At 43.4% G+C, this 9165-nt stretch carries 8 protein-coding genes and 1 pseudogene; 2 read left to right on the top strand and 7 right to left on the bottom strand.

The window, feature by feature from the left end; genetic code table 11:
- A pseudogene (locus QUB08_RS30605) lies at positions 1-302 on the bottom strand (hypothetical protein); the annotation flags it as partial.
- A 74-nt stretch (positions 303-376) separates the two neighbouring features.
- Between QUB08_RS30605 and QUB08_RS30600 the strand changes: the two are divergent.
- Both QUB08_RS30600 and QUB08_RS30595 read left to right on the top strand, forming a co-directional pair.
- Positions 377-571, top strand: a complete 195-nt coding sequence (locus QUB08_RS30600) for an element excision factor XisH family protein (protein WP_333229894.1) — start codon at positions 377-379, stop codon at positions 569-571.
- Complete coding sequence (locus tag QUB08_RS30595; RefSeq protein ID WP_106332496.1) at positions 559-888, top strand: XisI protein; 330 nt, start codon at positions 559-561, stop codon at positions 886-888. The genes QUB08_RS30600 and QUB08_RS30595 overlap by 13 nt, the downstream gene beginning before the upstream one ends.
- Before the next feature lie 374 nt (positions 889-1262).
- Here QUB08_RS30595 and QUB08_RS30590 read toward each other — a convergent pair whose 3' ends face one another.
- The 6 genes from QUB08_RS30590 to QUB08_RS30565 form a co-directional block, all read right to left on the bottom strand.
- The gene (locus tag QUB08_RS30590) at positions 1263-2405 is read right to left on the bottom strand and encodes a glycosyltransferase family 4 protein (RefSeq protein ID WP_333229892.1); all 1143 of its coding nucleotides are present in this window, start codon (positions 2403-2405) and stop codon (positions 1263-1265) included.
- Between the two features lie 380 nt (positions 2406-2785).
- On the bottom strand, positions 2786-3949 hold the full coding sequence (locus QUB08_RS30585; protein ID WP_333229890.1) for a glycosyltransferase family 4 protein: 1164 nt from the start codon (positions 3947-3949) through the stop codon (positions 2786-2788).
- Positions 3950-4051: 102 nt separating this feature from the next.
- Positions 4052-5377 (bottom strand): hypothetical protein, encoded by a 1326-nt coding sequence (locus QUB08_RS30580; RefSeq protein WP_333229888.1) that lies wholly within the window; start codon positions 5375-5377, stop codon positions 4052-4054.
- 114 nt (positions 5378-5491) lie between these two features.
- Positions 5492-6913, bottom strand: coding sequence for an O-antigen ligase domain-containing protein (locus QUB08_RS30575; RefSeq protein ID WP_333229886.1), 1422 nt, complete (start codon positions 6911-6913; stop codon positions 5492-5494).
- 106 nt (positions 6914-7019) lie between these two features.
- Entirely contained in the window at positions 7020-7949 is a 930-nt protein-coding gene (locus QUB08_RS30570) for a glycosyltransferase (protein WP_333229884.1), read from the bottom strand.
- Positions 7943-9070: a glycosyltransferase family 4 protein gene (locus QUB08_RS30565; RefSeq protein WP_333229882.1), complete on the bottom strand. Its 1128-nt coding sequence runs from the start codon at positions 9068-9070 to the stop codon at positions 7943-7945. Before QUB08_RS30565 ends, QUB08_RS30570 begins: the two co-directional genes overlap by 7 nt.
- Positions 9071-9165 lie beyond the last annotated feature (95 nt).

Here is a 9165-nt window from a genome sequence, read left to right as displayed (position 1 = left end):
TTATTCTTTAACCACTCGATTACTTCAGTATTTTGTCGAGCTGTTAAATACCCTTTTGACCCTTTATGTCCTAGTTTGATTCCGGCGATGCCTTTGGTTTGAAATTGTTTTTTCCAATAACCAATAAAAAATTTACTTACACGCCATATCTTGCTGATTTCATGGTAGATATTACCTGAGAGCGCCATTTTTACAGCTATTGCTCGTTTTAGTTCTCTGGCATCGATATCGCTTTTAATGAAAGATTCTAAACAATCTATTTCTTTTTCCCTATCTTTTTGTGGCAGTTGTAAGTTATTCATGTTTTTATTGTCACAATTAAGTATTGCATATAATTGTATCATAGTCTTGATAATGATTTAGGATTGCTATAGCTTTGGGCCAATTTCTCAGCTATCGTTCTGCCCTGAGAAAAAAGCAACCAAACAGAATTTTGTATTTAGCAATAAACCAAGATGTGTATAATGATTTTTTCAGCAATCGTTTTATTCAAGAATTAATCGCTGAGCATCAGCTCAAATTACTCATTTTTGATGCTATTCAAGAGGGGATACTTTTATGGAAAGAGTAAACTACAGAGAATTAATCCAAACAATTCTGTCTCAACACTCAAGGAATGACTTGGATACTGAAACAGAAGTTCAATTACTTTTTGATACCGAACGGGAGCATTATCATGTGGTTCATTTGGGCTGGGACGAGCAAAAACGGGTTTACGGCTGTGTGATTCACGTTGATATAAAAGATGGTAAATTTTGGATTCAGAGGGATAGAACGGAAGCAGGAATAGCGAATGAGTTAGTAGCCGCCGGAGTTCCCAAGGAAGATATTGTTTTAGCTTTTAAAGCCCCTTACGTGCGTCAATTTACTGAGTTTGCAGTGGGGTAATTGGGATAGGGAGGATTTACATTTTTATCAAAAATAAAGTATTTAGTTTTGTCACACGAGCGGAACTTACGCTTATAAACCGGGTTGATCTGAAAATCGTGCGTTTGGAGATGTCGAGGAATAGCACTGGGGAAGAAATTCATTTGCATTTAATTTGGTCTGAAATTTGGCTTCAGTTGCATTTAATTGGGTCTCAAAAAAACTCTAATTGCGGTCTGGAGTGATTATGATTGCGGTCTCCTACACCTATCCTGCGATGCGATAGAGTGAAACTGGGCAAAATGTCGCACTTATAAATTCGTAAAAACCTAGCGAAGAGGAGGTTACTTGAATTTTGTAGAAATTGGATATAACTCATAAGATATTGGGACAAGTCAGGTAAAAGTTCTGGCTAGCAAATCTGCAATCTGCCGATCGATATTGGTCTGGTGAAAACGCCGACTAGCCATCTCGTAAGCCGATTGGGCGATCGCGATCGTATACTCAGGTTGGTTATGACAGGTATTAATAACTTCTGCGAGTTGGTGTGGCTTGCCGGGATGAACCAAAAAGCCATTGATGCCCGGTTCTATTAATTCAATAGCCCCTCCAGATTGAGCAGCAACTATAGGTATACCACACAGCATAGCCTCCACAATAACTCTGCCAAAAGGTTCGGGTGCGGTTGAGGTATGTGCAACTAAATCACAAATTGCCATTAACTGCGGAATATCTGAACGAAATCCTAAAAACTTAACTCGTTCTTCAAGTCCTAATTCTGCTACTTGTTTGTGTAATTGCTGGACATAATCCTGCTCACCAAAGAGCGCATCACCCACTAAAATAGCTGTTACATTTTTGGGACAGTAGGTAAGTGCTTCAATTAAAATATGTTGACCTTTCCAAGGTGACAATCGGCTGAAATGACCTACGATAAATTGCCCATCAAGTTCTAGCTGTGTCTTGAGTTCGCTAATTTTAGAGCGATCGCTCTGATAGACTTCAGGCTCAAAGCCATTGTAGACGACATCGATTATGTCCGAGCGTCCTCCTGCTTCGAGGAAAGCAGCCTGACTTGCTTTGGAGTTAGCAATAACCAATGATGCAAAGCGATTAGCCAAAGTTACAGCTACTTTTAAGTTGGTTGGGCTGAAATGGTCTGTAGATAAAATGTCATGCAAATGATACACGAGAGGGCGACGACTCAAAAAGCTAGCTAATGCACCAACAACTAGAGCTTTTTGCGTGTTGGCGTAGATCAAATCGTATTGACGAGCTTTTTGAACAACTTTAGCAATCAAAGGCACTAGCGCGGTTACACTGCTTAAACTCTGGGTCAAGCTGCTTTCTTTACGAACTTTGATCGCTTCAGTCGCTAACACCTCAACGGGAATTTGCTGTTGCTCTAGTAATTGCCTAAAAGAACCATCTACAAATAAGCCAACTAGACAGCTATCTCGATAGGGTTTGGCAATATCTATTAGGCAAAGCTCTGCGCCACCCGGCTTACCGCTCTGGTCGATAAATAGTATTTTCATCCGTTTTTTTCCCTAAAAACTTTGCCATATATTCTACAGGAATTACGCAAATTTTCAATTGTGAAACTATCTGTAGTGGTAAGGTGCGGTGTGCAAAGAACTCTACAACTACAGTCCGGGGCCCAAGTTTCACAATTAGCCACGATCTCTACTCTCATCAAGCCCTACATAATCCGTTCATAATGAAAATCTGGCACACCCTATAAGTCGATGGTCGTGTGCCAGTTGCGTAAATCCTAAACTACAGTCTGTGCGTAATCCCTATGCTTGTCAAACAGAGGTGAAACCTCGCTTTTGTGTATGCTGTCTCCTCGCAAAATCGTTATTTTTCATGATAATGACAAGCATAGCGATAAGTCCTATTCTAATTATTTTGATACTCAGGCTAACAACACTTTTCTAACTTTTTGCGCGATTGTTTGCCAATCAAAATTCTTAGCAGCATATTCCTCACACGCTTCTCTAGAAGGCATGGGTACTTTTCCAGTTAGCAGTTCTTCCAATCGCTCAGCAATAGCTGTTACCTCACAAGAAGCAGCAATCAAATTTGGTGAAAACGGCTCTAAAATTTCTGGCATTCCACCAACAGGAGTACATAGTGCTGGAGTGCCGCAGGCGAGGGATTCTAGCACGGATAATCCAAACCCTTCTAAAGATTGGCTCGGCATCACACTTAGGTCGGCGGCTTGGTAAGCTATAGGTAGTTGGTCATCTGGCAAAAAGCCTAGAAATTTAACGTTGTCATTGAGTCCCAAATCTGTTGCTTGCTGCTCAAGAACCGCTTTTAGGGGTCCTTTGCCAGCGATCGCCAACCAGATATCAGGAATTTGAGGTTTAATCATCGCTATAGCGATTAACAGCTTATCGAGTCCAACTCGATGCACTAAGCGACGCGCTGTAAATAGAATGGGGCGATTTTCAGGCCAGTCGATCTGCCTGCGGGCTTCAGGGCGCGATCGGTTGATTTGAAATCGCGAAAGATCCACACCGCCGGGAATTACGTGAATTTTGCTCCAAGGAACTTGATATTCTTGATGTAAAATATCACCAAATGCTTTGCTCAGAACAATAAATCGATCGCAACGACGATAGACCCTTTGTTCCATCCACTGCTTCAAAAAAACACTCAGTTTACCAGAACCCTCCTGCTTAGATTCTAATGCCCAAGGCCCGTGAAAGGAAAAGGTAACAGGAACCCCCCTAGGTAAAACTTGCAAAAGAGGAAAACTATATAGTGCAAAATGTAGATTAATTGCATCAGGTTTTGCATATTTGCGCTGCCCAAAATTGGAGCGAATCAACCAAAACCGTTCCCAGAGTCGCTGTTCGGGTTCAGCTAAATTAGTGAGTTTTACGCCCGAGTTTGACTGAGTTTCTGGTAGACCTACTCCACACAATTCAACTCGATCTTGACTGGCTGCTAATTGATGCGTAAGCTCATATACATATCGATCCAACCCTCCCGGTGTTTTCGGAAACCATCCGAGCCCGACGCAAAGAATATTTGCACACGCTACAACAGGATCATTTGTGTAATCTTCCACTTAGTTTTCTCCAAGTATGCAGGGTAAATCCTTCAACAATTGTGCTTTCTCTTCCTTAAAAAAAGTACCTCCGTAGAGATATAAATTTTTGTGGAGTATATCTCATTTCTTGCTGGGAGGCACTAGCTTGATCACCAGTGGATGATCGGGTACGCTTAGCGTCAGTTCCTCGATCCTTCCACTGAGGCTTGTGGATTGTTTGATTGGAGTGATTCCCTTGATAGGCTCATAGACATCTGCTTGGCTAATTATGGTCTTCAGGGTCAAGGTCACGTCCTGGTTAGTAACAGCTATGTCTCTCTTTTTCTTGTTGTCCCAGCTCTTAGCATCTTGCCAAAGGATGAGATAAAACTCACCGTTGCTTTTCTGTATGAGAGTATGATTCACACTCGTCACATTACCATTCAACGCATAATCGAGACTACCTGGGATGAAGTTGGCTCTTGGTTCCTTTAACAGGGTAATCAGGTTTTTAATGCTTTGATAAGCGGGCTTCGGGGAGCCGTCATTTCGCAGCAAGCCATAATGCTGCTCCTTATCTGAGTTATTCTGGTCTGGGTGCTGATCAATCAACTCGTAAAGATATACCCGCTTGATATCGCGGTTAAAGTACTCAAGCCATAGTCGTGGAAGGTACTTGCTTGCTGCCGTTTCCGATATGCCCAAGGCGTCGCTTGTCAAGTTATGGTATCCGGTCTCTGTTGCCCAAATCGGCTTCGTATCGCCAGATATCCTGCGCCCATGAGGTATGAAGTACCAATCAATGTCATAGGTTGGGCGCTCACCTAAATTTGGATAGCTGTGCAAATTACCGATATCGCCGTACTCCAGGTATCCTAGTCTCTTGGCGTTCCGACCCCACCCCATTGATGGCATCAGCACAGGCAAATACGCTGTTTCTGGATTTCCCTTAACGGTGGCATACAATTCTTTTTGATAGACACGGGTACCTTCGGGGAATTTTTCACCTTTATACGAGAAATTGAACTGTGTTAGATCTGACTCGTTTGGACCTTCCACTGCTTCTATAGACTCTTTGAGGGTCTTAGCGATGCCTAAAACCTCCCCAGGCGGGGTTCCAAAGAAGGTCAGGATTGACGTAATACCGATGCTACTAAGTTCCTTAAGTTTGTTGAAGTACTCGGTACCGTAGAAACCGCCGTCGCGAATGTGACGAATTCCTAGTTCTTGCAGCCTAGGTTTTATGATGCCATTGTAATCTCTATAAGCAGTGTCTCGATAGACTAAATGCGTGTTGATCCCGAGAGAATCAACAAAGGAGTCTGCACGGTGGGCTTGCTCAGGTTGTGCCTGTACCATAGCCATAGGCAAGAGAGTATAAGCAAGCAGTGTTGCGCTAATCAAAATCAATATATAAAACTTATACATAGCTCTAGATAGAAAAGTTAAGTTAGTAGTAAGTTTCATACACAGGTGTTGCAATAAGAGCTATTTAGGTAATTTTTTATTGAGTTGTGTCTTAGAATATTTAGGGATAAATGATTTAAGGAATTGAGATTCTCTTTGCTTAATCTGAGGACATCACTCTATTCTAAGACCGACAGTACGTTGATGTTGGTGGTACTTATGTGCTGCCATAGCCATACCTGAAAATCCCCAGAACATTACACCAGGGAGTAGTACCATTGTGTTAGTCGCAGGTAGTGTTATAAAAACACTTAGAACAATGGCGCGAGCACTATTCATAAAAGGATCAGAGCGAGCCTCACTATATTGGAATAATCTCAAAAAAATTAGGATAATTCCACTTAAAAAAGGAATAATTCCCAACCAACCGAGAGTAGCAAGTACGTCCAGAGTCCCCGCATCAATTATCTTTTCACCTCCCATGCCCCTCCCATTAAATTCAGAAACAGCGCTATTAATGAGTTTACCATATATCTCTGCTCTCTCATTGAAGCTATGGTCTTCTTTAACATTAGAGAGAGTTTCGAGGCGGGAAGTGATGACCTCAGAAAATGGCTCCATAGTAGCCAAGGGGGTAAGACATACTCCAATCACTATAAGGGTGGCGATCAAGCGCATTTGGTAGTGCTGTTTTATTGAAATAACTATGGTAATAAATCCGATAACCCAGCCACCCCAAGCAGCGCGGACTTCTGATAGCAGTAAAGACATAAAGCCTGATATTATAGCCAGAAAAACTAAAGGCTCTTGTCTACTCAATAACAACAGCAAGCTTGCCATCATTGCATAGGCAAAAGTGAAGGGGTAATTCAGTGTACTCCACACGCGAATCTGGAGGGGTTCAGGCCATCCACAGCACAACAGCAACTCTTCTGAGTTTCTAAGCCAGAATCGATCCCACTCGGGTGCTACTACGTATTGCACCACTCCATAGATTCCCATGACTAAAGTCCCCCACAAGAAAGTGCGCTCAGTGTTCTGACGATAGCTTGGATAATCTTGCCAGTTTATCAACAAGTGGAAACCGAAAAAGATGCCCGGTAGCCAGCTAAGAACGCCCTGTACAATCTCAGTTATCGGGTTACTTTTAGCTAATCCGACCAAAAAGGCATAAAAAATAGCGATAAAACCTAGAACAAAAGGTAAACCATCCTGCCGATATATGCGGGGAAAGTGTTTGAAAAAGCTAAAAGCGGTCAGTATAGTTACTAGGTAAGGTGCAAGTATTATTAAGCGTAGACCCGGGTCAGTTAAGCCATTTTGGTACTCGACAACGCGAGCAATAAATGGCGCAATAAACCACAACCACCAGGTAAAACTTAAGTAGAGGATAGGATACCGCCAATACAGGAAAGCGCCTACAATAACAGATGCGGCCGGGAAGAATATTTGCAATATGCTACTAAAACGTATGAGCAGGCATAGTGCAGTAGGAATCACTAGCCACAGGATTGCCATCCAAGCTAGCTTCGGTTGTAGCCCTATAGAGAAACCTCTTGCAGATGAATTAGTTGTAAGCGGATGGTTGTCGTTCACTGAGCAGTTCCAGGTAAAATTACTTTTGTATACACTTTCGTAAATTTGTAGCGAATTGAGTGACACAATGACACGGCTTTAATCTTAGCGAAGCAGGCTGTTATGCTTATTTTGACTGTTGCCAGGTTTCCCAAGCCTGCCAACGTCCTCGTAGAGATGCAAGCAATTTCTGTCCTGCTAAGGTTCCTTCTTTAGGTAGAAATCGGAACCCTTGTAAGAAACCTGGGGCATCTCGCGTTCCCGCCAAGATTGCCCAGAATACAAATGCAATACGTTGTGTCGAGGGTAGGTTTTCTAATAAAACTAAAGTTTCATTGTGTACGGCATTAATCAAGGCAATGTCATTGAATCTATTGCGTTGATCTTCGTCAAAACGTTGTGCTGGATAGTGATCAACTGCCACTTTTGGATCGTAGATCAGCTTCCAGCCTGCCCGCTTCAAACTCAGGCTGAATGCCAGTTCAAAGTGTACCTGGGCTCCTGTACCTCGCATCCGTGGATCGAAGTGCATTTGGCCGATCGCACTCCGCCGAAAACTCATGTTTACACCCTTAAGCACATCTACCTCACGGGCTTCTCCAACCCCTAAGTGATGTTCACCGATGACTCGTCCAAACCACTGCACTTGTCCCACTACCTCGCGTTCCCCCTCTTCTAACTCGGTGCCGTGATACACCCAATCCCGCCCCCCTACACCACCGATATTGGTATCGGACAGAAAGTGAGCCTCGATGCGTTCCAGCCAATCAGTGTGAGGTGCGGCATCATCATCGGTAAAAGCGATGATATCCCCACAAGCGGCGTCCATCCCTGCATTCATGGCGGCTACCACACCAGATAAGCTCACTGTGGCAGTTCGCAGTGGTAAGAATTGTGGGTTCAATGTTTGGACAAATGTCCAAGTCTCAGTATCCGTATCCCGAACTACTACTAATATTTCATCGGCAGGACGTTTTTGCTTTTTGAGTGCGTCTAAGCAGCGTGCTAAGTCTTTTGGGCGACGGTAACTGGGAATCACAACAGAGATAGTCAGCACGGCTGCAGTTCCTCAAATAAATTAACATAATTACGTGCCATATTAGCCCAACTATGCTGTTCTGCTATAGTTCTGGCTACTTGACCCATTTGCTGTCTTTGTTGCCGATCGCATTTAACTAATTGATTCAACGCTTCAGCTAATGCCTGTGTATCTTCTGAGTCAGGCAAAACGAAGCCACAGTCTGGTGTCACCAACTCCGCCGCCCCCGTCGTAGCAGCCGTAATCACGGGTATTCCTGTCGCCATCGCTTCCAGTACCACTAAACCAAATGTCTCATAACGGGACGGAAAGACTAGAAAATCTGCTGCTTTCATCAAGTCGGGGACATCTTGCCGAAATCCCAGAAAATGCACCCGATTTTCTAAGTTTAGCGATCGCGCTAACTCAGGATAGGGACTACCTGCGGTTCCACCCACAACTCCGAGGTGCAATTGGGGAACTTGCACTAAGGAATGCAGGACTGTATCCAAGTTTTTCCGAGGTGTACGAATATCCCCAGCAAATAGCGCCAGAGGCACTTCCTCTGGTAAACCCCATTTTTGCCGATCAACAATACCTGGAGCAAACTCTTGTAAATCAATGCCATTTAAGATCACCCGAATGCGATCTCGTGGGACACCAATCGCGATTAATTCTTGGGCAACTTTCTCAGAAACAGCTACTACGACTTTCGCTCGATCAAAAGCTTTTTTCTCCCAATCAGCATTTAAGGCAGTGTAAAACCGCTGATAAGTGCCACGCAAGCTCAGATTTTGTGTTGAGGGATTGAAGGGCGATCGCAACCAGGAACTGTGGACAAAATGCACTGCATTAACATCTCCCCTAGCCGAAGTAATTGCACCATTGAGTTTGATCAGGTCAAATTCTTTTTGGTGCTTATTTAACCACCAAGCACTTTGGGTGGAGAAAGCTATTTCGCGGACAAGTTGCAATGGATACCCTTTAACTGGAATAGCAATCCAATCGACTTGATTGTGTTGTTGAAGTGCCAAATCTACGCTACTTGCTAACAAGGTAACATGATGACCGCGACGAATCGCTTCCCAGGCAACTTCATAGTTTACCCGACCTTGACCATCACCGAGCGCGACTTTATGAGTAACAATACAAAGCTTCATTTAGTACCTCTTTTATCACAATACTCCGGACAGTTTTTCAAGAGGGATGCGATGGCTTCGGCAAGCAACGCTTACGCAATAAATCACAGAAGCGA

It is taken from the genome of Microcoleus sp. BR0-C5 (assembly GCF_036705045.1).
Classification (GTDB): Bacteria; Cyanobacteriota; Cyanobacteriia; order Cyanobacteriales; family Microcoleaceae; genus Microcoleus.
This window is presented reverse-complemented; position numbering and strand designations above follow the sequence as displayed.

Excerpts from the sequence above, each read along its gene's own strand:
- QUB08_RS30595 (WP_106332496.1), top strand. The coding sequence starts at position 559 with ATGGAAAGAGTAAACTACAGAGAATTAATCCAAACAATTCTGTCTCAA.
- QUB08_RS30590 (WP_333229892.1), bottom strand. The coding sequence starts at position 2,405 with ATGAAAATACTATTTATCGACCAGAGCGGTAAGCCGGGTGGCGCAGAG.
- QUB08_RS30580 (WP_333229888.1), bottom strand. The coding sequence starts at position 5,377 with ATGAAACTTACTACTAACTTAACTTTTCTATCTAGAGCTATGTATAAG.
- QUB08_RS30565 (WP_333229882.1), bottom strand. The coding sequence starts at position 9,070 with ATGAAGCTTTGTATTGTTACTCATAAAGTCGCGCTCGGTGATGGTCAA.